The organism is Roseibium algae, assembly GCF_037783265.1.
GTDB classification, from domain to species: Bacteria; Pseudomonadota; Alphaproteobacteria; order Rhizobiales; family Stappiaceae; genus Roseibium; species Roseibium algae.
In genome coordinates this window covers 210,544-234,998 of sequence record NZ_JBAKIA010000006.1, presented here as the reverse complement: position 1 = coordinate 234,998, position 24,455 = coordinate 210,544, and the positions used below count along the sequence as shown (strand labels likewise).

The window sequence follows — 24,455 nt, the reverse complement described above, 5'->3', positions numbered from 1 at the left end:
AGGAGCTGTGCAGCCTTTGACAGGCAAAACATTATTCCCTTGACCTAGCGACACGAACAGCCAACCCTGATCTTCATGCAATTCATACACTGAAGCAATGATCGGTCATGACAACTCAATCCAATTCCCCTGCCATGGGCCTCGGCATCGCTTTTCTTGGCTTCGCATTTTATGCGACCCATGATGCCATCACAAAGCACCTTGGCGCAGATTATTCAGTGTTCCAAATCATCTTCTTCGCGATGCTGTTTGCCTTTTTGCCCATGTCAGTCATCATTCTGGCAGACAAAAAGACAGATAATTTCCGCCCCCGGCACCCATGGCTAGTTTTTGGTCGCTCGTGTTTAAGCATCATTGCCCTGTCATGCGGGTTTTACGCCTTTACGGTTCTTCCGCTGGCTGAAGTCTATTCGCTCCTATTCGCCGCTCCTTTGCTGATCACTGTCTTCTCGATCCCCATCCTTGGCGAGGTCGTCCGCATGCAAAGATGGGCAGCTGTCGTCGTCGGATTGATTGGTGTCCTGATCGTCCTGCGCCCAGGTGCGACGGACCTGACACTGGGTCATGCGGCAGCTCTGATGTCTGCCTGCGCCAGCGCCTTGGCCTCTGTCGTTGTGCGGAAGATCGGCGCTGAGGAACGCTCAGCCGTTCTGATCCTGTATCCCATGCTCCTGGCCATGCTCGTCATGGGAGGAACCCTGCCCTCGGTCTACAAGCCTATGGAGCTGTCCCATCTTGCATTGATGGCAGGTCTTGGATTTCTCTCAGTCCTCGCCCAACTTTGCATCATCGCAGGATACCGCTCCGCACCAGCTGCCGTGATTGCCCCGATGCAATACAGCCAGATCCTTTGGGCGACCGCCTTCGGCTTCCTGTTTTTTCAGGAAAGCCCGGACATCTACGTCGGAATCGGCTCTTCTGTGATTATTGCTTCCGGGATTTTCGTGGTCTGGCGTGAAAGCAGAACAAATGTCTCGATGCGAAGCCCGGTATCACGCACGTTCAGTGCCCGTTTTGCGGTCACGCCGAACCCGCCGCGAAAGTAACCCAAACGATCTTTCAGGTTGCTTGGGCCTCTCATGGGACGTTGAAAATCAGACTTTCTGGACAATCCAAGCTGCCATTTCAGCAAACACCTGGTCAGCAGCTGTATTGAGGGCTTCAACCGCCTGTTCAACAGTGGTGCCAGGAGAACGAGCTTCTGCGCGGAAGCCGCGTGAACCTATGGTACGGCCATTACGGTCATTGACCAGTTTGGCAGAAATTTCCACGACACCCCGGTTGGGTCCATCGATCTGAAGCTCAAAGGCGCGCAACTCGGTCAGCAATTGATAATCAATCAGAAGACCATCACCGGGAAAGCCGACACCACGAAAGCGTCCCGTCCCCTGAAGGGTCTGGACAAGCTTGGTCTGGACAACACTGGGTAATGAGTCCGTCCATGCAGCTTTCGGAAAATAGCTGAAGACAGGTCCCTTATCGACGACCGCAATATATTCAGAATCCAGTGTTTTCAGCGCACGCGGCCGCTTAACCAGCACTTGAACACCGCGAGAACGGCCTGCCACCTCTGAAGGAACCGAAGCGCTAAGACCATAGAATGCCGCAGGCGTATTCCCGCCGGCACAGCCTGCCAGCAGAAGACCACCACCCAACACAGTCAGAAACTGCCGTCGGTCCGAGGAATTTCCCTCTGCCCGCTTCACCATTTTGGATACGCCCCCGCAATCGGCATCGTTTTTTGTCTTCTTAACGTTTTTATCATCGATTAGCGCCGCCGTCCGCCATTAAACGTCGGAACGTCTTCACCGCCAAAGATCACCCGATTGGGGCTGCGGTTGAACGTTTCAACGGCCCGTTGAATGGAGAGAAGCGTCCGGTTGATCTGTGACATTGTTGCAGTGAAGTCAGCTGTCCCCTGATTGGCAAATTTGGACAGCCCGCCAGCGATGGAATCCGCCTTGCCCTCAAAGGCCGATGCAATCTTGTTGATGGACGTTGCAGCCTTGGTTGCCTGAACGATCAAGCCTTCGCCATCGCCCTCAACCATGGTGCTCACCTGATCAACCAGGCTCTGAACACGAACCGACGTTGCATTCAGCGTTGCCGTCATTTGTTTGGCATCAGTGATGATCTGATCCACATCAGGCGTGCGCTTTTGAAGGTCGGCTGTTATCTGCTCTACATTCTGAGCAGCATTTTGAGCTGAGGAAATGATCTGGGCGATGCTGACTTTCTTGTCCGATAGGCCACCAGTCACGCTTTCAATCGAACCAACGATACTTGCGATCTTGTCCGGATCAACAGCTTTCAACAGACCATCGGCCCCCTTGAGCGTCTCGGTGAATTGTTCGGCAGCACCGCGCACATCATCGACAAGCGCGACAATCCGATCATCCTGGCCGCGTACGGTAGCGGAAATTTCCTCGAAGTTCTGAATTGTCGATTTGGTCGAGGCAATGATCTCGTTGATTTGGGTTTCCTGAGCACGCACATTCGCAACGATCTCGGCAGCGTTGTCGACCAGGCTGGCGACCTTGTCTGCATCAACCTTTGAGACAATCGAATCGACCTTCGCAAGGGAAGCATTGAGATCCCGTGTCAGATCTTCGACATTCACAACCACATTCGAGACCTTTTCCGGGTCGACTGCATTCGCAATTTCGACGCCGCGCTCTGTAATGGAATTCACACGGTCCATAACACTCCGGCTGTTTGCCAGAATATTGCTGATATCAGCATCGTGTTTTTTGAAAACATCAGTCACCGCAGCCAGATTTTCCATTGTCTGGCCTGATGAAATAATCACCTTGTTGATGTCAGCCGTGCGTTCTTGAAGCACGCTGCCAAGCGCGGCTGCCCCCTTGGCAACCTTGTTAACATCATCCGGATCGATGGCCGTGATGATCTTCCGCGCATCCGACAGCCCCGCATTGAGACCCGTCGTAAAGGTGCGGAGCTCACCAGATGCCTGCTTGGCATCCCGTATAAGTTCATTAATCCCACCGCCCGCTTCACCAAGGCTATGGCTGAATTTCTCAAAATCGCCAACGATAGCCGTCACCTTTGCTGAAGGAACTGCTTCCAGCAGCCGCTCAGCCTCAACCACCAATCCTTCCATACGGCCTGAAAGCTTGCTGATCGACTGGCTGACACCCGCCATGTTTTCCATGAAATCGGAGATTCCATCAGAATTCGCCGCAAGAGCGCCTGAAAAGACTTCAATATGCTGAACTGTCTTGCCGATCGCGGGTCCGTTCACTTTGAGGAGATTGTCAATCGTCGACATCGTCGAATCTGCTTTTTGAAGCACATCCCGTGCCCCGCCGACGATATCGTCGAACAGCGACCGTTCCGCCTTGATGACGGGCACTTCATAAGAATCGGGATCCAACAGCAATGGAGATTTCAGGCTGCCGCCATTCAGGTCGACATACGCAACTCCGGTCAGGCCTGTGAAGTTGAGTGTTGCAACAGTATCTGTGCGAAGCGGTGTGCTCGGCTTCACGCGAACGGTCGCCACGACGACAGTTGGATCTTTCGGGTCAAAATCAAGGGCGCTCACGTCACCAATGCGAATGCCATTGAACAAGACCTGTCCGCCCACCGGCAGGCCGGTGACCGGCGCCGGAAAGATAATCTTCACAAACACATTTTGCCGAGACTCAGCAGTCGCTGCGAGCCAGTAGACGAACCCGAATGCGCCAATCAAGGTCACCATCATAAAGGCGCCTATGATGATATAATTCGCACGGGTTTCCATCGTTCAACCTTTAAACACGTCGCAGGGCGCGTTCGCCCCGGAAATAAGACACCACCCAAGGGTGCTCATCCTTCATCATTTCATCGATTGTGCCAATGACCAGAACCTTTTTCTCACCAAGAACTGCGATCCGGTCACAGATCGAATGCAAGCTGTCGAGGTCATGAGTGACCATGTAGACTGTCAGCCCCAGCGTCTCGCTAAGACTTCCAATCAGCGCATCGAATGCAGCGGCACCAATCGGGTCGAGGCCTGACGTAGGCTCGTCCAGAAACACCAAATCCGGGTCAAGTGCAAGAGCTCGGGCCAGACTGGCGCGTTTGATCATCCCCCCTGACAATTCAGAGGGAAGTTTATCGGCGGCATCTTGTGGCAGACCAACCAGATCCAGCTTCAAAGTCGCCAATTCATCCATCAACGCTGGCGACAAATCCAGATGCTCACGCATTGGCACCTGAATGTTCTGCTTGACCGTCAAAGAGGAAAACAGCGCCCCTTGCTGGAACAAGACGCCCCAGCGACGCTCAACCGCCTTGCGCTGCACATTAGAAATCGATGACAAATCGTGGTCAAAGACCTTGATTGTCCCTGAACGCTTGGGCGTCAAGCCAAGGATCGTGCGCATCAAAACGGATTTACCGGTCCCTGATCCTCCAACAAAGCCGAGGATTTCACCTCTGCGGACGTCGAGATCCAGATTTTCCAGAATGATCTTGGAGCCGAACCCCACCGTCACGTTCCGGACAGACAACAAGATGTCATCCTCGGGAACCGAAGCCTGATCTTGAACCATGCCCTTGCCAGCCTGTAGGTCTGCAGCTGCTTGTTCGATCATATCAGCCCGTCAGACCCCGATAGAAGCAAAGAAGATGGCGAATAATCCATCAACAACGATAACAAGGAAAATCGCTTTCACAACTGACATCGTTGTATGGCGACCAAGAGATTCGCTGGAGCCTGTGACTTTCAAGCCCTCCACGCAAGCAATCAGGCCGACAATCAGCGCCATAAACGGCGCCTTGATCAAACCGACCATCAAGGTTTGCGGTGTAATGGCTTGATGCAGAAGGTTGATGAAAGCCTGCGGGGGAATGTTCAAATAGGTCCAGGCAACCAGTCCAGACCCCAGCAAGGATGCCAAATCTGACACGAACGTCAGAACCGGCAGAGCTATCATCAATGCAAGAATACGCGGAAGAATCAACACTTCCGTGACGTTGAGGCCGATCACATGCAAAGCATCAACTTCCTCGCGCATGCGCATCGCACCGATTTCAGCCGTGAAAGCAGACCCTGAACGCCCGGCAACCATGATTGCCGTCAAAATGACGCCCATCTCTCTGAGCACCAGGACGCCTGCCAAATCCACCACGTAGATTTCCGCACCAAACTGGCGAAGATAAAATCCGCCCTGCTGCGAAACGATCGCTCCGATCAAAAAACTCATCAGGGCTACAATCGGAACAGCGCCGATACAGCTGCGGTCAAATTGCACTGCGACTGAGATGCCTCTCAATCGCCTTGGCTGCAGGACAACAGTCGCAAGCACAGTCCCAAGAGACCCCAGAATATGAAGCATAGCCAGAGCGTCTGACATCACGCCAACGAGCTGGCGTCCAATACGCTCCAGGAAAGAAGCGATAGAAAACCGGGTCTTTTCAGGTTTCCAGAGCGGTGGGTTATGGCTTTCCAGTTCCTGGAATAATAACTGGCGCTTTGCATCAAGACCGGAAATGTCGACAAGATTGCCTCCAAACTCCAACCTTCCGCGAAGGCGATGCACCAACCAGCCCCCTGATGTATCGAGGTTTCCGATCCCCGACGCATCAATCAACGTGTTCTGGCCCTTGGAAAGCTTGAGCTCAGTAAGAATCGTTTCCGCAATCGAGACAGTACTGATCACCCAGTCACCACTCAGATAAAGGGTACGAACCCCCTCATCCGAAACGACTTTACAGTCCGGAGCAGTATTTTTCTCCAAGAATGCCATTCCTGACAGATCACCCTCTTGCCGGTCGGTTCCACTCCCCCGTATACCTTGCCTTAGAGTTGAACGTCCAGACTTCTCCCAGTCTGACCACAATTGGAGCCGGCCTCATGAAAATCGAACACCCTTATCTCCTGTTCCTTGGCGACGTCCCTGACGCTCTTGCGGCGAAAACGGCGACCGGGATCGTCGACTGGCGCAAGGACTGGTGTGCTGGGCAACTTCGCTTGCCCGGTTGCGCAGCGGACACTGGTCTTCCTGATATCAGCATTGCTGATGCAAAGGAAAAAGGCGTTAAGACAATGGTCGTCGGAGCCGTCAACGCCGGCGGACGCCTGCCCGATCATTGGGTCGCCTCCATTGTCAGTGCTTTGGACGCAGGCATGGATGTGGCAAGTGGACTTCATGTTCGTCTTGGCAGTATCCCTGATATTCAGGCCGCAGCAGAGCGAAATGGCCGACAGCTGTTCGACGTGCGCCTCAACACCGAGGTTTTCCCGACAGGCAAGGGCACCAAGCGCAAGGGCAAACGTATTCTTGCCGTTGGCACTGATTGTTCGGTTGGCAAAAAATACACAGCCCTTGCCATGGACAAGGCCATGAATGAACGCGGGTACACCAGTTCATTCTGCGCAACGGGTCAGACAGGTGTCTTCATCTCCGGCCGCGGCGTCGCGCTGGATGCTGTGATCGCCGATTTCATTTCAGGTGCCGCCGAGTGGATCTCGCCCGAAACAGATGAAAACCATTGGCAAATTGTCGAGGGACAGGGTTCTCTCTTCCATCCGTCCTTTGCCGGTGTCACCCTCGGGCTTCTGCACGGGTCTCAGCCAGACGGCTTCATTGTCTGCCATGAGCCGACACGCACGACCATGCGCGGCGTTTCAACGCCACTGCCAACCATTCAACAGGTTATCGACCTGACGATACAATGCGGCCAGCTAACCAACCCGGACATCCAATGCATCGGTATTGCGGTGAACACTGCAGCACTGGATGAAGAACACGCCAAGGCATACCTAGCAAAGGTATCTGCTGACCACAATGGCTTGCCAGCCAGTGATCCGGTGCGCTTTGGTATGGACAACATCGTTGACCGGGTTTCTGCCGAGTACGGCGCACCATGACCCGCACACTGACCATAGAAACAGAAAGCTTCGAGATCGCGGGAGGCGGCTTTGCCATCTCCCGGGGGCGGCGCACCCACGCAAATGTTCTGCTGGTAAGCTTGACTGACGGGACAACAACTGGCCGGGGCGAATGCGTTCCCTACGCCCGATATGACGAGAGCCTGGACAGCGTAGCCGATCAGGTCCGCGCCATCCAGGCTGGCCTTGAGGCCGGAATGGACCGTCACGCCTTGCAGGCAGCAATGCCTGCGGGAGCCGCTCGCAACGCAGTCGATTGTGCGCTGTGGGATCTGGAGGCCAAACAAACCGGACGAACCGCTGCCGATCTTGCCGGTCTGCCTGCGATGAAGCCGGTGACAACCGCCTTCACATTGAGTGTCGACACACCTGAGAAGATGGCGATAGCCGCAGCAAATGCAGCCACTCGTCCTTTGCTCAAGGTCAAATTATCAGGCGCAGGTGATGACGAGCGCATCGCAGCTGTGCGGGCCAATGCACCCACGTCGGACTTGATCGTGGACGCCAATGAAGCCTGGGATGAAAGCTGCTTCGAAATCAACATGGCCGCTTGTCAGGCCGCTGGTGTGTCCTTGATCGAACAGCCCCTGCCTGCGGGTAAAGATCAGATGTTGGCCGAAATCGACCGGCCAGTGACCGTCTGTGCAGATGAAAGCCTTCATACCAGCAAGGATCTTGAAGCCCTGCGCAATCGCTATGACGCAGTCAACATCAAGCTCGACAAGGCTGGCGGTGTCACAGAAGCGCTCGAGATGGCCAGGATTGCCAAGGATATTGAATTCAAGATCATGATGGGATGCATGGTCGGAACGTCTCTCTCCATGGCCCCAGCCGTTCTCATTGCGCAGACAGCCGACTTTGTTGATCTGGATGGACCGCTGCTGCTTGCGCGTGATCGCAGCCCGGCAATCCGCTTTGAAGGCAGTCTGATGTATCCGGCCAATCCGGAGCTCTGGGGCTAGGATCTGGAACCCCAAACCGAAAGTCTATGCTGCGGATGGCACTCTGTCCGCAGCAGCCAATTTTGAGGCCATAAGCGGGCGCAGTATCAAAAGCCCCAGCATTGCAACAACGGACATTACCACCATTGCCCAAAACGGGTAAGCCGGATCAAGCGCATAAAGTGGTCCGCAAACAGCGAGCCCAAGAGCTGTCAAAATCCCATTTGACGTTGCCAAGAAACCCTGCCCTGTCGCCGCCCATTTTGGCGGAACCAGACGGGACACATAGGCCACCGCTCCAAGATGCGCTGCGCCGAAGCTGATGCCATGCATCAATTGCAGTATGCTCATGGTCGCAAAAGTGTCCGCGAAGGGAAACAGCATCCAGCGGACAGCAGCGCCAATGGCACCGATCATCAAAAAGTTCAAAGCGCCAAATCTGAGAACAAGCGGTCCTGCTGCATAGAACAGCGCAATTTCGGCAACCACCCCAACAGACCACAAGATGCCAATGGAAAACTCGGACAATCCGGCCTGCATCCAAAACAAAGTGCCAAAACCATAAAAGGCTGCATGACTTCCCTGTAAAAGCCCGATCACAGCCAGAATAACCCAGAATGATGGCGACCAAAACAGGGCCGGACGGCTGTCTCGTTCATCTGACTCTTCTGTTTGGCGGCGGACCTGCGGGGGTAAGCTGAGCGCCACGAAACCGGTAGACAGCACACCGAGTGCGATACCGCCAATGAGAAGATCGGAACTTTCGATCCCGGCAAGCCATCCACCGATAACGTTGGCAACAACAAAGCCCACCGAGCCCCAAAGCCTCATCCGTCCATAGTCAGCTCCATGATTGCGGACGACATCAAGAGCGTAAGCATCACTCAGCGGGACGATCGGAGACCAGAAAGCCATCAGCCCGGCCACTGTGACAAATGCGAAGAAAACACCACTCGTCGATGCAAACACTCCGAGGAAAATTGCGCTCAAAACAGAGTAAACAAAAATCGAAAGACGTCGCCTTCCGCTGTGATCTGACAGGCCAGTCATAATCGGATTGGCAATAATACGGACAATTGTACCCACACTTAGGATGTAGCCAATATCAGCAACGTTTAAGCCTCGGCCTTCCAAAACAAGCGGAAAAAACGGCAGAAACAAGCCGAATCCAAGAAAATGACTGGCAAACAGGCCACCGACGCGAGTCGACAAGCTAGCGACGGATTGAAACATTTATTGAATCCGGACTGGCGGCATAAAGGGATGTTAACGATTAGCCCTCTAGGCTTTTTACAAACATTGTCCGAGTTACGGCAATTCGTAATCAAATGGCAAGCCGAGATAGTCGACACATGCAAGCAGCAGTAGAACTTGACGAGCCAGCCCCAATCGGGGAAGCAGAATATCACACGCTAGAGCAGACCCTTCTGGAATCTGATCGCGGAAGACGGTTTCTTGCTGAGTTTCTCAAACGCAAGAAAACGCCCGAGACAACAGAGATCCTGACGGCGATCCAGCGTCTGGAAAAAGCAATGACTCGGGAACGCAAGGTTCCCAATCTCGACAGCATCCGTCTCGACATTGCCGAGATGCATGATGCCATTGAGCAGACCAAGAACGAAATTGCTAACATCAAGACTGAGGGCGATGCCTCAAACCGCTTTGTCGATGCATCCCACGAACTTGACTTGATCGTCTCACAGACAGAAGGTGCGACCCAGACCATTCTGGAGTCTGCCGAGCAGATCCAGGAACAAGCTTGGAAGTTGCGCGAAGCTGGTGCAAGCGACGAAGCCTGTGACGAAATTGACGCCAAGGCTACAGAAATTTTCATGGCCTGTTCCTTCCAGGATCTCACCGGACAGCGGACCACAAAGGTTGTCCAGGTCCTTCGCTATCTTGAAAGCCGCATCAACTCAATGATCTCCATCTGGGGCATTGAAGGCAAGGAAGCTGATCCTGATGCCGGCCCAGTCGATAGTCGCCCCGATTCCCATCTTCTGAACGGCCCACAAGACGAAGGTAAGGGCGTTTCCCAAACCAACGTCGATGACATGTTCTCCAACAATGACGATGGCTTCGACGCAATTGACACCAGTGAGGACGACGGCAACAGCGCTGACGTTATGGATTTCGACAAGATCGAAACCGAAGCTCCCGTTGACGCGAGTGCCAGCGAGCCGGCCGGTGAAGCCGACATCGACGCCATCATGGCAGACGGAGACGATGCTGCTGCCTCGAACGAACCAATGGATGCCTCTGACATTGATGCCATGTTCGATGCTCCGGCAGAGGCCGAAGATGTTGCTGAAGCAGTATCCGTTGCAGACGATGTGCCACCTGTCGCCGCAGACGACGTCATGGAATCGGACGATGACATCGAATTCGACGCAATCGAGTCAGAAGAAGCTGCAAACGTAGAAGAAGACGATGAAGCGGCCTTTGATGAAGATGCCATCGACAAGCTTTTCGATGCAGAGATGGCTGAAGCCGATGCAGACGAAACCTGGGAAAAGACAGAGATGGACGAAGAAAACGACCCTCTGCAAGAGTTGAGTGAAGCCGAACGTCAGGCCCTCTTCAACTAAGAATTTCATCTTGGTACTTGATCAAAAAAGGCGCCCGTTGGGGCGCCTTTTTTATGCATTGACAACAGGCCCAAGGGCAGCCCTTTAAAAAGCCTAAGCGGCGAGCGCCCGTTGAAGCATCGCAGGATCAATATTGCCGCCACTCAGAACAATGCCGACCGGCTGACCCTTGCTATCCAGTTTCCCGGAAAGAACGGCGGCAAGAGCAACAGCCCCACCCGGCTCGACAACAAGCTTCAATTCACGAAACGCAAAGGCAACAGCTGCGAGCGCTTCCTCATCAGTCACCACAAGCCCGCGTCCGGCATGGTCTTTCAAGATCGAAAAACTTACTTGTCCGGGCATATTGGTCAAAATGGCATCGCAGAGAGACCCGCTGAGCGACGGGTTTTCAACCCGTTCGCCAGCTGCAAGCGATCTTGCGTAATCGTCAAAACCGGCTGGTTCCACCGTATGAAAATGGCAGTCTGGAAGATCACTTTTTAGCGCGAGCGCAATTCCGCTCGCCAAGCCGCCACCGCCCGTACAAGCCAGTACCGCAGACGGCAAAATACCCATGGCATGAGCCTGCTCCGCTAGTTCAACCCCGACGGTCCCCTGCCCTGCGATTACACCTGCATCATTATACGGGTGAACGAAGGTCGCGCCTGTCTTTGCGCAAATTTCAGCCGCAATGGCGTCCCTGTCATCCAGTTCGCGGTCAAAAGTCACCACCTCTGCGCCAAGGTCACGAGTTCGTTGCAATTTTATGGCCGGAGCATCCGCTGGCATGACGATGGTTGCCTCCATGCCCAAAATGCCCGCGGCGGCAGCCACACCCTGTGCATGATTGCCGGATGAACAGGCAACAACACCATATCGTCGCACTTCATCAGGGATAAGACTAAGCCTGTTAAAAGCGCCTCGGAATTTAAACGATCCGGTTCTCTGCAAGCTCTCCGGCTTCACCAAAACGGAACAACCTGCTGCCTCATCAAGAACCGGAAACCAGAGCAGCGGTGTTTTCACAGCATAGCCATGCAGACGCTTGCGGGCAGCTTCAATGTCATTGCGGGAAACCTGATTGATCATGCTGCACAACTCCGCGCGGATCGGGTGGGAAAAGATACGACGGCTGAATGCCAAGTGAGTCTGTCAGTCAGTCTCCGATCATAGATCCAGGTGAGCAGGAGCGCAAAACCTAAGCTGCTTCCAAACCGTCAGGCTGCCCCCGATGCGCTTCCTCGGCATTATTGAGAAACTGCATCGCACTGGCAGCCCAGGTGTAATTGAGCGCGACCTGTCGGCAATGATCGCGAGGAATATCGAGCGCCGCCAGCGCTGCTTCCTGCAGATTCTCGGACAGAACACCAGCCCCTGTTTCGCCAATCACATCCAATGGCCCCATGACAGGAAAGGCTGCAACGGGCACCCCGCATGCCAAAGCCTCCAGCAACACATTGCCGAAAGTGTCCGTCAGCGAGGGAAACACGAAAACATCCGCAGACGCATAATGACGCGCCAGCTCTTCATCCACCTTTGACCCGGTGAAATGAACATCTGGATACTTGCGCTTCAAGCTCTCAAGCTGCGGGCCATCGCCCACAACAACCTTGCTGCCCGGCAAATCAAGTTCGAGAAACGCTTCAATGTTTTTCTCGACCGCGACACGGCCAACGTTCATGAAAATCGGGCGCGGCAGGTCAGCTGGTAGAACAGAGCCTTCAAACGGCTGGAACGCATGTTCATCAACCCCGCGCGACCAACGCTGCAGATGCTTGAACCCGCGTGCGCGAAGATCATCTTCCAATGACCGCGTTGCCACCATGCAGCCCTGCCCGGAGTTGTGAAACCGCCTCAGCCAGCCGTAGGACCACGCAAGGGGGATCGGCAGCCGCGCTGACACATACTCCGGAAACCGAGTATGATAGCTGGTGGTGAACGGCATATTCCAATTGCGGGCAATGGATGCCGACATCAGGCCAAGCGGGCCTTCTGTGGCAATATGCAGATGCTCACAGCCATGCGCTTTGATCCGGCGCCTGACCATACCTTTATGCGCCAGGGACAGACGGATCTCGGGATAAGTCGGACACGGAAGTGTGCGAAAATCTGCAGGCGTGAGAAATTCAACCCGAACGCCAATCTTCTCCAGTTCACTGGCTGTACGTTCCAGGGACCGAACGACACCGTTGATCTGGGGGCGCCACGCATCTGTGACAATCAGAATGGAACTCATGCAGCGACCGACTGTTCTTTCGTCGAGCTCAGTTCCTCTGCCAAACTCGGCTTTATCCATGTGATCACCTCAAATGTTCCATCATGGTGTTCGGCAACAGCCGTGCAACTTTCCACCCAGTCGCCCGTGTTGATGTAGTGAATACCATTCATGTCCTGATCCGCTGCATGATGGATGTGCCCACAGATGACACCATCAACACCCTGGCGCCGCGCTTCGTCTGAAAGCGTTTCTTCAAACCGGCCAATGAAACTGACAGCGTTTTTCACTTTCAGTTTCGCCCAGGCAGACAGGGACCAGTAAGTCAGACCAAGCCGACGCCGAACGACATTCATCCATGTGTTCAAGCTCAAGGCGGTGCCGTAAGCCTTGTCTCCCAAAAATGCCAACCACTTGGCATGGCGGATCACGACATCGAACTGATCTCCATGAATGACAAGGTACTTCTTGCCCGTCGCGCTCTCATGGACGATACTGTCCGCCACTTCCACACCGCCAAAATGCGTTCCAAGGAAGTCACGCAGAAATTCATCGTGGTTGCCTGGAATGTAAACAACCCGCGCTCCCTTACGACCCTTGCGCAGGATTTTCTGAACAACATCATTATGCGCTTGCGGCCAGTACCATGCTTTTCTCAAGCGCCAGCCATCAACGATATCGCCGACCAGATAAACGGTCTCGGCATCGTTTTGTTTCAAAAAATCCAGGAGCAGGTCAGCTTGGCACCCTCTGGTACCGAGATGAATGTCCGAGATAAACAGGGCCCTGTAGTGCCGCGACACCGACGGCTCACCCATTGGCTTCACTCCAATCGATCCAATGGAGCGCTATAGACGCGATTCAGGTTGCATTATTATGACAATGCAAATCGCCAACGAAGTCCTCAAGAAAAGCAAATGAAACCAAAACATGTATTTTCAGCCATTCGGCCTTGTCTGATTGCATATTCTCTTTCTAAAACAAGATCAAAGCTCGAACCCCATATTAAGGACACCCAAAAATGGATCTTGGTATTTCCGGTCGCAAGGCAATTGTTTGCGCCTCCAGCAGAGGACTTGGCAAAGGCTGCGCCATGGCCCTGGCAGAAGCTGGTTGCGATATCGTTCTGAATGGACGCAACACAGATACGCTCGCTGCAACCGAGGCAGAAATCCGTGGGCGCTACAATGTCGGGATTACAAGCGTGGCCGCTGATGTCTCCACCATCGAAGGGCAAAAGGCGCTCCTGGCAGCCTGTCCCAAGCCGGATATTCTGGTGAACAACAATGGTGGCCCCCCTCGCAAAGACTATAGCCAGCTCGACCGCGAGGCGATGATTGACGGCGTGATCCAGAACATGGTCACCCCCATTGAGTTGCTGCAAGCTGTCATCGACAATATGTGCGAGCAGGGGTTCGGTAGGATCGTCAACATCACGTCGATGTCTGTCCGCATGCCCATAGAAGGTCTGGACCTGTCCTCTGGAGCCCGCGCAGGGTTGACGGCATTTCTGGCTGGCGTCAGCAAACAGGTCGCTGGCAAAGGTGTGACCATCAACAACATCCTGCCCGGCAAAATGGATACGGACCGGTTGCGCGGCGGGTTCAAATTCGCAGCGGAGCAAAGTGGCAAGTCCATTGACGAAGTTGAGGCTGCAATCACGAGCGACATTCCGGCCCAAAGGCTGGGCAACGCTGCAGAGTTTGGCCAGACCTGCGCGTTCCTGTGCTCCACTCACGCCGGTTATATCACCGGCCAGAATGTCCTGCTTGATGGTGGACTGTATCCAGCTGCCTTCTGATCTCGATCTGCACCAAAACAAAAGCCCGGACGCATCACGCCCGGGCTTTTTCATTTTCAAATCTGTATTTTTAGGCTTCGCTTAGAATGTGTAGCGCATCGACGCGGTGAAAATGTCCACCGAGGAGTCAATCTCTCCGGTCAAGCTGCCTTTCGTAGAGGCGTAATCCTGATGACCCGGAACAATTTTGAGGTCTGTGTCCGTTCCGAAAATATGAGTGTAGCCAAGGTCAAACGACAAAGCGTCATTGAAGCGGTAAGAGCTGCCTGCACTGACCCAGATGCGATCATTGTCCGGCAACCGTGCGGACCGGGTTTGGGTGGTGACCGGAGACCACTCATAAGCTGCACCTGCACGAAGGGTGATCTTCTCATTGAAATCATATTCCCCGCCCACAGATAGAAAATATCCATCTTCGTAGTTGAAGGGAAGCGTGGTCAATTGCGCATCATTGGCTTCAAGAAGCACTTTCGGTTCGGTCAACCGGCTCCAGTTCGTCCACTCGAACGTCCCCAGAATGCGGAAGTTATCCGTGATACGTTGTTTAGCTGAAAGCGTCACCATTTCGGGGGTGATCAGCTTTGTCTTGATGCTGTAGGATCCAACAGGCAAGCTGCCGGCTACCGGCAAGAAGACGGTCCCGCTCACATCATGACCGACGGAAGAGCGAAACCCCAGACCGATTTCAGTGCCCTCAAATGGTGTAATCGTCACACCAGCAGTGAACCCGACGGCAGTGCTCGTGCCATCCAGTGATGTTGTTCCGGAAGACAGCACGGGAGCCGCTGCAGAATTCGTCAGACGAACATGGATATACTGAATTTGAGCTCCCACAGCGATGGAGACCATCTCATTCAGCTTAAAGCCGACAATCGGGTTGGCGTTGATCGAAAAGACTTTCGAGGACCGATTATAGCCAGCGCCCGGCCAATTCGGATCCTTTGGCTTGGTCGATAGCCCGTAGGGCGCATTCAAACCAAACCCGAGAAACACCTGATCGCTCACCTTGTAAGACGCATAGGTCGCACCGACCCAGGCGTCAGAGCCAATATCCCCGGTGTTAAAAGGCGTGGTGATTGTCGATGGCCCCGGAACAGTCACACTGTGATCGCCCTTGATTTCGGCCTGCGGCAAAATAAACGCATTGTGAGCTTCAAACGTAAAACCATCTCTGGCGCCAGTAATGGTCGCCGGATTCCAGAAAATAGATGAGATAGAGGGACCGGTTGTGCCATTCCCGGCAAAAGACATGCCTTGATAGTAAGCACTCTGCTCGCGCAAGGCGAAGCCACCGGCGAAAGCCGGACCGCACATAAGCCCCAGTGCAATGGCCGTCGAAGTCAGATTTACGGATTTAGTAGATGCCCACGACATTGTATCCTCCCCACCCCTCTGCCAAAGAGGAGCCTTGTTCCCATATATAATTTTGGGCTGTGAAAGTAGGGAGATCAACACTTATATTGGTCTCACGTAGAAGTAATTAAGAATTCGCGGCAGCGCAGCAGTGTCACAACAATTACGGTACATTGTAATTTTACGAAGGAAAATTATAACAACCCCAGACAATTCATTGGGTACTTTTCGCAGGAACCATAAAGACTGCAGGAAATCAGGTGATGAAACCCACACAGGGAAATCGCCTGGTTCCGAATAAAAAAAGTCCCGCGACCGAGAAAATATCGATTTGAAGGCACCCGACTGGCCTTGATCACATATTGATCCGCCAAATCGGGTGCATCTGCTCAAGCCTCAAATAGAACCGTCGCGTGCCCTCAGAAAGCGCCGCACGGATACATTGCTCCAAGGAGCCAAGCGCGCCTTTGCCGCTTCATAGCTGGCGTGAATTCGTCCGCTCAGATCATCACGCGCCGCAAATTCGTCCAGAACCTCGACCGAGATCCTTCGTAATTCACTCAGCACATCATCCGGATAGAATTTTACCACCACCCCGTCTTCTTCTTGCAGCGTGGCGAGACTGCCTGCATTTTCCCACTCGCTTTCAGCCAAGGAACGTCCATTCTCGGCTTGGCAAGCCTCAAGAACGATGGCACGCAGATCTTCAGGCAGTCCATCAAGGGCCGTTTTATTAAACAGCGCCTCACCGGTTCCGTTGGGTTCATGGAACCCTGGCGCATAATAGAAATTCGTCGCTTTGTGAAAGCCCATGGCACGGTCACTCCAGGGGCCGAGAAACTCAGTGGCATCAATCACACCGGTCTGCAGCGCCTGATACAACTCGCCAGGCGGCAATGTGACGGGCGTCGCTCCCAACCTGCGCAGAACTTCACCGCCCAACCCCGGCATCCGGATTTTTAAGCCCTTGAGGTCCTCAAGCCCATTAATCTCGCGATTGAACCAGCCGCCCATTTGGACACCTGTATTCCCCGCCATCACCGCCTTGATGTTGAACGGGGCGTAGAGTTCATCCCAAAGCGCTTGCCCGCCGCCTTGTTCAATCCATGCGACATGCTCCAGCGGAAGAAGCCCGAAGGGTATAGCGGTGTAAAAAACAGCCGCAGGGGCTTTGCCCTGCCAAAAGAACGAGGCCGTGTGGCCCATATGTGCCGTGGCCGACGACACTGCATCGAACACGCCCAGCGCTGGCACGAGCTCCCCAGCGGCATAAAGACTAACCCTCATGCGCCCTTGTGACATCACACCGATCTGATCGCAGATCCGCTGTGCCGTGACACCGGGGCCCGGAAGGTTTTTCGGCCAGGAAGTGACCATTTTCCATTCAATGGTGGCCTGGTCCTCTTGCGCAAGGGCTGGAGCTGCCAAAACGGACCCTGCAGCAGCTGCAGCCATACCAAGAGCAGATCGGCGAGACAGCCCCGGTTTCATTTCTGTGTCGCTCATATCAAGATCTCCAGTAGGCATAAAAATGATGAACCGGGCCATGCCCGGACCCGATCTCAAGACTGTCTGCAGCCGCGATTGCAGCGCTGATGTACTTTTTGCCATCAGCGATCGCGTCCTCAACCGAAAGCCCTTTGGCAAGTCCTGCAGCAATCGCGGAGGAAAGCGTGCAACCGGTGCCATGGGTGTTTTTCGTGTCATAACGCTTGCCTCTAAACCATCTGGTACCGCTCTGGCTCAACAACAGATCCGCGCTCTCAGGACCAACGCCGTGACCTCCCTTGAGCAAAACGGTGCGGGCTCCGATTTCCAGGAGGCTTTCGGCCTGCCGAAGCATTTCGTCCTCGGTTTCAGCAACGTCTGCCTTCAGCATCCGCGCGGCTTCATGAAGGTTGGGCGTGACAAGATCAGCAGCAGGCATAAGTTCGCTGACCAGAACTTCAACGGCGATGTCGGCAAGAAGCTGATCCCCGGACGCAGCAACCATGACCGGATCAAGAACCACCGGCCCGGTCTCATGCTCACTCAAGCCCTTTGCCACGGCCTGTATGACCTCAGGCTGAGACAACATGCCAATCTTCGTCGCATTCACGGCAAGGTCTGAATAGACCGCATCTATCTGCGCCCGAATGAACTCAACGGGCACGTCATGAATGGCGGTAACCCCCAATGTGTTCTGGGCCGTCAAAGCAGAGATCACGCTTGCGCCATAGACACCATTGGCGGAGAAGCTTTTCAAATCGGCCTGAATTCCGGCGCCTCCCCCTGAATCCGAGCCTGCGATGGTCACAGCAATCGCCGTCATGACCCTGTTCCTTCTTGTAAATCCGATAGTTTCAAACGCCCGTCCAGCTGATCAGCATCCAGCAGATAGAGAGCATCTAGCAGCTCCGGAACCAGCGACCCCGGCCCACGCGCACGCTCTGCGGCAATTTCACCGGCGATATTGAAGACAGATAATCCCATGGCTGCGGCCAGAACCGGATCCGGCTCGACAGTCAGGAATGCCGCCATGACAGCGCCTCCGGCACAACCGGTCGCCGTGACCTGTGCCAGCAGAGGGTGGCCGTTATCAAGGCGCAAGCATTTCTGCCCATCACCGATCAGATCCTGCCGTCCACTCATGGCCAATGTCCGATCCTTGTCGGCCATATCTCCGAACGTTGCCCCCCCTGGAAACAACGCTCCAAGCTCATCCTCATTTGCCCGCAGCAATGTTGGCTTTTCAGCCAGAAGCCCCACAGCAAATTCGCATCGAACTTTGGAGCGGTGCACTTTTACAGGGTCCAGAACCACAGGTCTCCCCGCGTCTCTTGCAGCCCGCATTGCCTTGGGAATGGCAACTCTTCGGGTATCGTCCAACGTCCCAAGGTTGACCAGTAAGGCGTCTGCATTGGTAGCAAAGCCCTCCACTTCATCAACGGCGATGGTCATTGACGGAACAGCGCCAATCGCAAGGACAACATTGGCTGTGAAATACTGGGCCACCGTATTCGTCACACAGTGAACTTTTGGCGCATTTTGCCTGAGCTGATGCAAGGCAGCAGCAATCATATCACTCGTAAGGGAGACAGGAACGGTCGTCATTCAACGCCTCCCCGACAATAAACAGGAAGCATGATTATAACACCAGATACACGTCATTAAGGCTATGGAAGCCGGGTCATTCATCTCAAATCCCTCCGCCGGTATGAGCCGGATCAGGTTCAAGGAGTTGGCCTTATTGCCTCTCAGCCCGGACAGACCCGCCGGGCACCCCCATGAGATGTTGAGACAGCTAGCAAGTCATTCGGTCGATTGCAAGAGCAAGTCACCAGCTTGGATCACTTCCGCCAAACGAGCGGCCAAAGACTTGACGCCAGGCACAACAGATTGACTGCGGTCTGCAAATGGGCCATTCCGATGGAAATCAATAAAGTCGGGAGCTCCCCATGACGCCGTTTTTTGTAATGATCAAATGCCAGCTTGGCGAAACCTACAAGGTCGCCAATTCCCTTGGCGATGCAGAGATCGCCTCGGAAATCTATTCAACAAGCGGCGATTATGATCTTCTGGTGAAATTCTATGTTGAGGACGGCGCTGATATTGGCCATTTCGTCAATCAGAAAGTCCACCCAATCGCTGGAATTCAGGACACAAAAACGATCATCACCTTCAAGGCGTTTTAGCGTCAAGATCAGGACTTGGAAGGCGACGATGCGCGCCGGTTCTTCGTCCGGTCAAGGCCAAGAATATGCTCGCGGTAAATCACGAAGACACCGGCAGCAATCACAATACCCGCCCCGATAAGAACCTCTGGCATGGGCACCTCTGCAAAGAGAAAATAGCCCAGCGCTACAGCCCAGATCATGTTGGCATAATCGAACGGTGCAATCGTCGAGGCATCGGCGAACCGATAGCTCTGCGTCAACAAAATCTGACCAACGCCGCCGGACAGGCCAACCAGCAACAACAGCCCCGCGGTCTCCATATCCGGCACAACCCACGCCTGAGATGGCACCATCCAGCCCAACGGGATGGTGAGCAGGGAAAACACAGTCGCGCAGCCTGAAAACCAGGTCACGATGGTCGAAGTACGTTCACTCTCACAAAGCTTGCGAACGAAAATCATCGCAAACGCAGCAAAAAAGGCAGCGCCTGCTCCGCACAAGGCACCGATTGTCTGGCTGCCGCCATACCCCTCTTCGCCGATATGGGGCGATAGAATGACGAGAATCCCCAGGAACCCAACACCAACGGCACTCCAGCGGTAGATCCTTACTGTCTCGCGCAGAACCGCCCACGCCAGCACCACCACGATAAGAGGTGTGGCAAAGCCAATGGCCGTAGCGTCAGGCAGCGGCAACAAAGAAAAGGCCGTGAAGGACAAAATCATTGACGTCATTCCGACGGCAGAGCGCCCCAAATGTCCAAGCGGACGGGAGGTGCGAAAAGCAATCATCAGCTCGCCGCGAAAAGCCACCATGGCCAACACCGGCCACATGCCGAAAAAATTGCGGGCAAATACGATTTCCCCAACTGGTATCCGCTCGGAAGCAATTTTAAGTGCCACCACCATGACGGAAAAAACCAGGGTTGAGCCGACCTTCAATGAAATGCCGAGCAGTGGCGCAGAACGCGTCATACCAACGGGTGCTGGTCTTTTGGGCCCAACAGGTGCCGGTCCATCGGGGGCTTTCGAGGCGTCGCCTGAGAGCGGCATGGTTCACGTCCAAAAGGGACCGATGCGAGATCAACAGACAGAGAGAGGCATCGGGCCCGAGGAGCCACCCTGTCTTTCAAAAGAAACTGAAAAGCATTATGCCATCAAGAGATGCTGGCACCAGTAACCCTTATAGACATATCCGAGTCTCAACGGAAAGACAGCCCCTTAGCGCACTTCCATTAAGGCGGCGTCCCTCTCGTCAATAACCGCTTCGAACCCTTTCAAACGCTTATAAATAGACAAAAGCTCGATGATGGTTGTCCAGGAGTTGACCAGATACTGGAACGAATTGGAGACTTGGCCAAAGGCCGTCAGGATTTGCTGCAGAATGCCGTAGGTTATCGTTGCTGCCACAATCGTCGGAACAAGGATGAAATAGGTGAACAGACTATCAGCCTGGATATAAAACCCGCGGGCCAGATTGAAGTAAAGATAATGAAAATACAGCCGGAAGTAATTCCGTCTTACATTGCCGAAAAGCTCTTCCAACGTGATCGGCTCTGCCCTGTCTTCGTGGTCCTCTCCATAGACAAGTTCCTTTCGGTAAGCCGCCTCAACACGCTGATTGTGAAACTCCAGCCCCGGCAGCTTGATCCCGACCACCGCCAGCAGCAGCGTTCCGAACACGGACCACACAATGGCGGCCGTAAACAATGGTGCAGCAATCACCCCGACAATCGGCAATTCAGTGACATAGCTGGACAGGCTGTACAAGACCGGCAGAAAAGCGATCAGGGTCATCACAGCATCGATCATGGAAACGCCAAGCCCCTCCATGATAGAGGCGAACCTCATTGTGTCTTCCTGAATACGTTGAGACGCACCTTCGATATGACGGACATTGGACCATTTGCCGACGTAGTATTCATTCATGGCCGTCCGCCAGCGGAAGACATAATGGCTGACAAAAAAGCGCGTCAGTATGAAAAGCCCCATGCTGATTGTCGCAATACTGACGAAGATCAGCATCAGCGAGTAAAAATCGCCCGCCGTGATGCCATCCTCACCCTGAAGAGCATTTTGCAGCATGTCACCAAAGGGACGGCGCCAATTGTTGATCGCAACAGAGATCTGAACGGAAAAATAGGTCAGAAAAATAATCAACGACGAGCCCCAGATCGACCAAAGCTGCCAACGGTGATTGCCGGAGTTAAACCACCAGAAGCCGCCGAACAAAGCCGTGCAAAGAGCGTAATAGACATAAAACCAGAGAAACTCAGGTGTGACGAAAAAGCCCAGGCCAATCGGCGGCTGCGCGCCCTCTGGTGAGGCCCCAAACCCCAGCTGCACATTCAGATCATCTGCAAAGCCGTACCAGACAAGAACGGCCATGAGCGAAAAGAGAACAGCAGAAGAGAAAAACAGCTTCGGCTTGGGAAAGAAGGAATGAAACACAGGGAAGTCCTGATTTTGGAACTTGAGGAAGGCGGGTAAGTGTCGGAGACCAGCTTGCGCAAAGCGCCAGAATTTTCAACTTAATATTTGGACACAAACGACGTTCATGCCAGCCATGGAACGGCCCAGAATCAAAAAACGCCGCGATGATCGCGGCGTTTTTGTTTTCATCAGTCTCGGCAGAGAAGCGTTCGTTAGCCCTTAGCTGCCTGAATGGCTTCCCAGATTTTCGCAGGCGTTGCCGGCATATCAATATGACCGACACCAGCTCCGTCTGTCAGCGCCTTCTGCACCGCATTCATGATCGAGGCACAGCCGCCGATGGTGCCAGCTTCACCAGCACCCTTGATGCCCATGGCATTGGTGGTGGAGGGCACATTGCGGGTCTGGAAGTTGAAGTCAGGCAGGTTCTCGGCCCGGATCAGTTGATAATCCAGCAATGACGCAGTCAGAAGCTGGCCTTCCTCATCATAGACCGTGCGTTCACACAAAGCCTGACTGATCGCCTGAGCGGTGCCGCCCTGCACCTGTCCCTGCAGGAGGATCGGGTTCACCGTCACGCCGAAATCATCGACGATGACATAGTTTTCAATAGATACGTCGCCGGTTTCAGGATCGATCTCGACTTCAGCGATATGGGTTCCATTCGGATAAGTCGCTTCGACCTGCTTGACCTCTTCCTGGCCAAACAGCTTCTGCGGTGCAGCCCCTGCCACATCAGCAAGACTAACCTGCCGATCCGTGCCAACCACCCGCACTTCGCCATCGACCAGTTCCAGATCTTCCGGGCCAACTTCAAGCTGCTCGGCTGCCTGGTCCTTGATCTTCTTGACCAGAGACTTGGACGCCTCATTCACCGATGGCAGGCCCAGCGGTATGGATCGTGAACCGCCCGTACCGCCGCCTTTGCGGACCCGGTCCGTATCCCCCTGAACCACCTCGATCTTCTCCAGCTCAAGGCCAAGTTGCTCGGCAATAATCTGACCATAGGCCGTCGCATGCCCCTGCCCGTTGGTCTGGGTGCCGATCAAGAGTGTCACCGTACCATTGCCATTCAACTCAATGGTGGCTTCCTCGCTGCCCGGAAAGGCGCAAGCCTCAATATAAGAACACATGCCAATGCCGCGGAACTTGCCCTCAGCAGCGCTATCCGCCTGGCGTGCAGCAAAGCCATCCCAATCAGCCTCAAGCATGGCCTTGTCCATGTGACCCGCGAAATCGCCCGTATCATAAAGGCGGCCCGTCTGGGTCGTATAGGGCAGGTTTTCCGATTTGACGAAATTCCGACGCCGGATTTCAACGGACCCAAGGCCCGTCTCATCGCCAGCTTTTTCGATCAGGCGCTCAATCAGATATGCCGCTTCTGGCCGTCCGGCACCACGATAAGCATCAGTGGGAACCGTATTCTCATAGACGCCCGTTGCCGTAACCCAAAGCGCTGGCACATCATAAAGCCCGGTCGACATGGACGTGCCAACAAAGGGAATGAACGGTCCGAACTGGTGCAGATAGGCGCCCATGGACGCCAGCGTTTCGATCCGCAGACCGATGATCTTGGCATCCTTGTCGAGGGCCAGTTCAGCCGTCGCCACATTGTCCCGGCCATGAGCATCCGTGACGAAGTGATCCATCCGGTCGCTCACCCACTTGACCGGCTTGCCAAGTGTTTTGGCAGCAACCAGGCTCAATGGATACTCGCGATAAACAAACACCTTAGTGCCAAAACCGCCGCCAACTTCAGGTGTCACAATCCGAAGCTTTGATGGATCAATGCCAAGGATATCGCCACATATGATATCGCGCATGCCATGACCACCCTGCGTGCCGGTGGTCAGTTTGAAATGGTCTTCGGCAGCATCATATTCGGCAACGCAACTGCGTGTTTCCATGTAATTGGCAACAAGCCGGTTGTTGATGACCTTGATCGACACGATGCGATCGGCCTTGGTGAAAGCGGCTGCGCATTTATCCTTGTCGCCATGCCCTAGAACGAAAGCCTTGTTGCTGCCGTACTCAGGCCAGACGAGCGGAGCATCGGCTTCCAGAGAAGCCTCGATCCCGACGGTGACATCGAGCGGCTCATAGTCGACCTCGATCAGCTCGGCGGCCGATTTTGCGGAATTGGCGCTATCGGCAACAATAAACGCAATTGCATCTCCTACGTAGCGAACCGTATCGGAGCACAGCACAGGATGAGGCGGACACGCATGGCTGGTACCATCGATCTGTTTCATCACCGCCTTGGTTGGCACTGACTTCAGATCTGTAATATCCGCAGCCGTCAGGATCAGGGATACGCCCGGAAAGGCCCGCGCCTCGTCGAGTCCGCCAAGAGAGATCTTCGCATGGGCCATGGAAGACCGCAGCATGAAGCTGTGCAGACAGTTTTCCGGTACATAATCATCGGTGTAGATGCCCTTGCCGGTAATCAGCGTTGCATCTTCCTTGCGGCGCACGGGAGCGCCGATACCGAATTTGGCGGGTGCCATCTGGTTCATATTGACGAAGTCCTGCTCTAATCACTGGAAACTGCCGTTTGTCTTGAGCAGAGGACCTGCACAGATCGGCTTT

General features: G+C 54.2%; 21 protein-coding genes and 1 riboswitch. Of the genes, 6 read left to right on the top strand and 15 right to left on the bottom strand.

The window, feature by feature from the left end; all coding sequences use genetic code 11:
• Window positions 1–107: 107 nt before the first annotated feature.
• Complete coding sequence (locus V6575_RS12055; protein WP_340274589.1) at window positions 108–1,046, top strand: DMT family transporter; 939 nt, start codon at window positions 108–110, stop codon at window positions 1,044–1,046.
• Between the two features lie 48 nt (window positions 1,047–1,094).
• Here V6575_RS12055 and V6575_RS12050 read toward each other — a convergent pair whose 3' ends face one another.
• The 4 genes from V6575_RS12050 to V6575_RS12035 are packed head-to-tail and all read right to left on the bottom strand — an operon-like array spanning window position 1,095 to window position 5,753.
• Window positions 1,095–1,709, bottom strand: coding sequence for an ABC-type transport auxiliary lipoprotein family protein (locus V6575_RS12050; protein ID WP_340274588.1), 615 nt, complete (start codon window positions 1,707–1,709; stop codon window positions 1,095–1,097).
• A 59-nt stretch (window positions 1,710–1,768) separates the two neighbouring features.
• Window positions 1,769–3,763: an MlaD family protein gene (locus V6575_RS12045; RefSeq protein ID WP_340274587.1), complete on the bottom strand. Its 1,995-nt coding sequence runs from the start codon at window positions 3,761–3,763 to the stop codon at window positions 1,769–1,771.
• Between the two features lie 10 nt (window positions 3,764–3,773).
• Complete coding sequence (locus V6575_RS12040) at window positions 3,774–4,556, bottom strand: ABC transporter ATP-binding protein (protein ID WP_340274617.1); 783 nt, start codon at window positions 4,554–4,556, stop codon at window positions 3,774–3,776.
• Window positions 4,557–4,607: 51 nt separating this feature from the next.
• Complete coding sequence (locus V6575_RS12035; RefSeq protein ID WP_340274586.1) at window positions 4,608–5,753, bottom strand: MlaE family ABC transporter permease; 1,146 nt, start codon at window positions 5,751–5,753, stop codon at window positions 4,608–4,610.
• A 107-nt stretch (window positions 5,754–5,860) separates the two neighbouring features.
• On the opposite strand from V6575_RS12035, the gene dgcN reads away from it, so the two are divergent.
• A complete protein-coding gene (gene dgcN / locus V6575_RS12030; RefSeq protein ID WP_340274585.1) occupies window positions 5,861–6,877 on the top strand; it encodes an N-acetyltransferase DgcN in 1,017 nt (338 codons plus the stop codon).
• Window positions 6,874–7,860 (top strand): N-acetyl-D-Glu racemase DgcA, encoded by a 987-nt coding sequence (gene dgcA, locus V6575_RS12025; protein WP_340274584.1) that lies wholly within the window; start codon window positions 6,874–6,876, stop codon window positions 7,858–7,860. Before dgcN ends, dgcA begins: the two co-directional genes overlap by 4 nt.
• Window positions 7,861–7,884: 24 nt before the next feature.
• On the opposite strand, the gene V6575_RS12020 is transcribed toward dgcA, so the two are convergent.
• On the bottom strand, window positions 7,885–9,072 hold the full coding sequence (locus tag V6575_RS12020) for an MFS transporter (protein ID WP_340274583.1): 1,188 nt from the start codon (window positions 9,070–9,072) through the stop codon (window positions 7,885–7,887).
• Between the two features lie 119 nt (window positions 9,073–9,191).
• Between V6575_RS12020 and V6575_RS12015 the strand changes: the two genes are divergently transcribed.
• Entirely contained in the window at window positions 9,192–10,427 is a 1,236-nt protein-coding gene (locus V6575_RS12015; protein ID WP_340274582.1) for a protein phosphatase CheZ, read from the top strand.
• Between the two features lie 93 nt (window positions 10,428–10,520).
• On the opposite strand, the gene V6575_RS12010 is transcribed toward V6575_RS12015, so the two are convergent.
• From V6575_RS12010 to V6575_RS12000, 3 genes are all read right to left on the bottom strand, one after another.
• A complete protein-coding gene (locus V6575_RS12010) occupies window positions 10,521–11,498 on the bottom strand; it encodes a threonine ammonia-lyase (protein WP_340274581.1) in 978 nt (325 codons plus the stop codon).
• Between the two features lie 109 nt (window positions 11,499–11,607).
• A complete protein-coding gene (locus tag V6575_RS12005; RefSeq protein ID WP_340274616.1) occupies window positions 11,608–12,645 on the bottom strand; it encodes a glycosyltransferase family 4 protein in 1,038 nt (345 codons plus the stop codon).
• Window positions 12,642–13,442 (bottom strand): UDP-2,3-diacylglucosamine diphosphatase, encoded by an 801-nt coding sequence (locus V6575_RS12000; protein ID WP_340274580.1) that lies wholly within the window; start codon window positions 13,440–13,442, stop codon window positions 12,642–12,644. The genes V6575_RS12005 and V6575_RS12000 overlap by 4 nt, the downstream gene beginning before the upstream one ends.
• Before the next feature lie 203 nt (window positions 13,443–13,645).
• Between V6575_RS12000 and V6575_RS11995 the strand changes: the two genes are divergently transcribed.
• Complete coding sequence (locus V6575_RS11995) at window positions 13,646–14,425, top strand: SDR family oxidoreductase (RefSeq protein WP_340274579.1); 780 nt, start codon at window positions 13,646–13,648, stop codon at window positions 14,423–14,425.
• Window positions 14,426–14,506: 81 nt separating this feature from the next.
• Here V6575_RS11995 and V6575_RS11990 read toward each other — a convergent pair whose 3' ends face one another.
• From V6575_RS11990 to V6575_RS11975, 4 genes are all read right to left on the bottom strand, one after another.
• Window positions 14,507–15,799, bottom strand: a complete 1,293-nt coding sequence (locus V6575_RS11990) for an OmpP1/FadL family transporter (protein WP_340274578.1) — start codon at window positions 15,797–15,799, stop codon at window positions 14,507–14,509.
• A 375-nt stretch (window positions 15,800–16,174) separates the two neighbouring features.
• On the bottom strand, window positions 16,175–17,284 hold the full coding sequence (locus V6575_RS11985; RefSeq protein ID WP_340274577.1) for a TRAP transporter substrate-binding protein: 1,110 nt from the start codon (window positions 17,282–17,284) through the stop codon (window positions 16,175–16,177).
• A 1-nt stretch (window position 17,285) separates the two neighbouring features.
• The gene (gene thiD / locus V6575_RS11980; RefSeq protein WP_340274576.1) at window positions 17,286–18,089 is read right to left on the bottom strand and encodes a bifunctional hydroxymethylpyrimidine kinase/phosphomethylpyrimidine kinase; all 804 of its coding nucleotides are present in this window, start codon (window positions 18,087–18,089) and stop codon (window positions 17,286–17,288) included.
• Window positions 18,086–18,871 carry a hydroxyethylthiazole kinase gene (locus tag V6575_RS11975; RefSeq protein ID WP_340274575.1) on the bottom strand — a complete coding sequence of 262 codons (786 nt, stop codon included), beginning with the start codon at window positions 18,869–18,871 and terminating at the stop codon, window positions 18,086–18,088. Before V6575_RS11975 ends, thiD begins: the two co-directional genes overlap by 4 nt.
• A 72-nt stretch (window positions 18,872–18,943) precedes the next feature.
• Window positions 18,944–19,054, bottom strand: a riboswitch (TPP riboswitch).
• Window positions 19,055–19,215: 161 nt separating this feature from the next.
• On the opposite strand from V6575_RS11975, the gene V6575_RS11970 reads away from it, so the two are divergent.
• Window positions 19,216–19,452: an Lrp/AsnC ligand binding domain-containing protein gene (locus tag V6575_RS11970; protein ID WP_340274574.1), complete on the top strand. Its 237-nt coding sequence runs from the start codon at window positions 19,216–19,218 to the stop codon at window positions 19,450–19,452.
• A gap of 8 nt (window positions 19,453–19,460) precedes the next feature.
• Here V6575_RS11970 and V6575_RS11965 read toward each other — a convergent pair whose 3' ends face one another.
• The 3 genes from V6575_RS11965 to V6575_RS11955 form a co-directional block, all read right to left on the bottom strand.
• A complete protein-coding gene (locus V6575_RS11965; RefSeq protein WP_340274573.1) occupies window positions 19,461–20,486 on the bottom strand; it encodes a DMT family transporter in 1,026 nt (341 codons plus the stop codon).
• A gap of 168 nt (window positions 20,487–20,654) precedes the next feature.
• On the bottom strand, window positions 20,655–21,884 hold the full coding sequence (gene sbmA, locus V6575_RS11960) for a peptide antibiotic transporter SbmA (protein ID WP_340274572.1): 1,230 nt from the start codon (window positions 21,882–21,884) through the stop codon (window positions 20,655–20,657).
• A gap of 194 nt (window positions 21,885–22,078) precedes the next feature.
• Window positions 22,079–24,382 carry a xanthine dehydrogenase family protein molybdopterin-binding subunit gene (locus V6575_RS11955; protein WP_340274571.1) on the bottom strand — a complete coding sequence of 768 codons (2,304 nt, stop codon included), beginning with the start codon at window positions 24,380–24,382 and terminating at the stop codon, window positions 22,079–22,081.
• Window positions 24,383–24,455 lie beyond the last annotated feature (73 nt).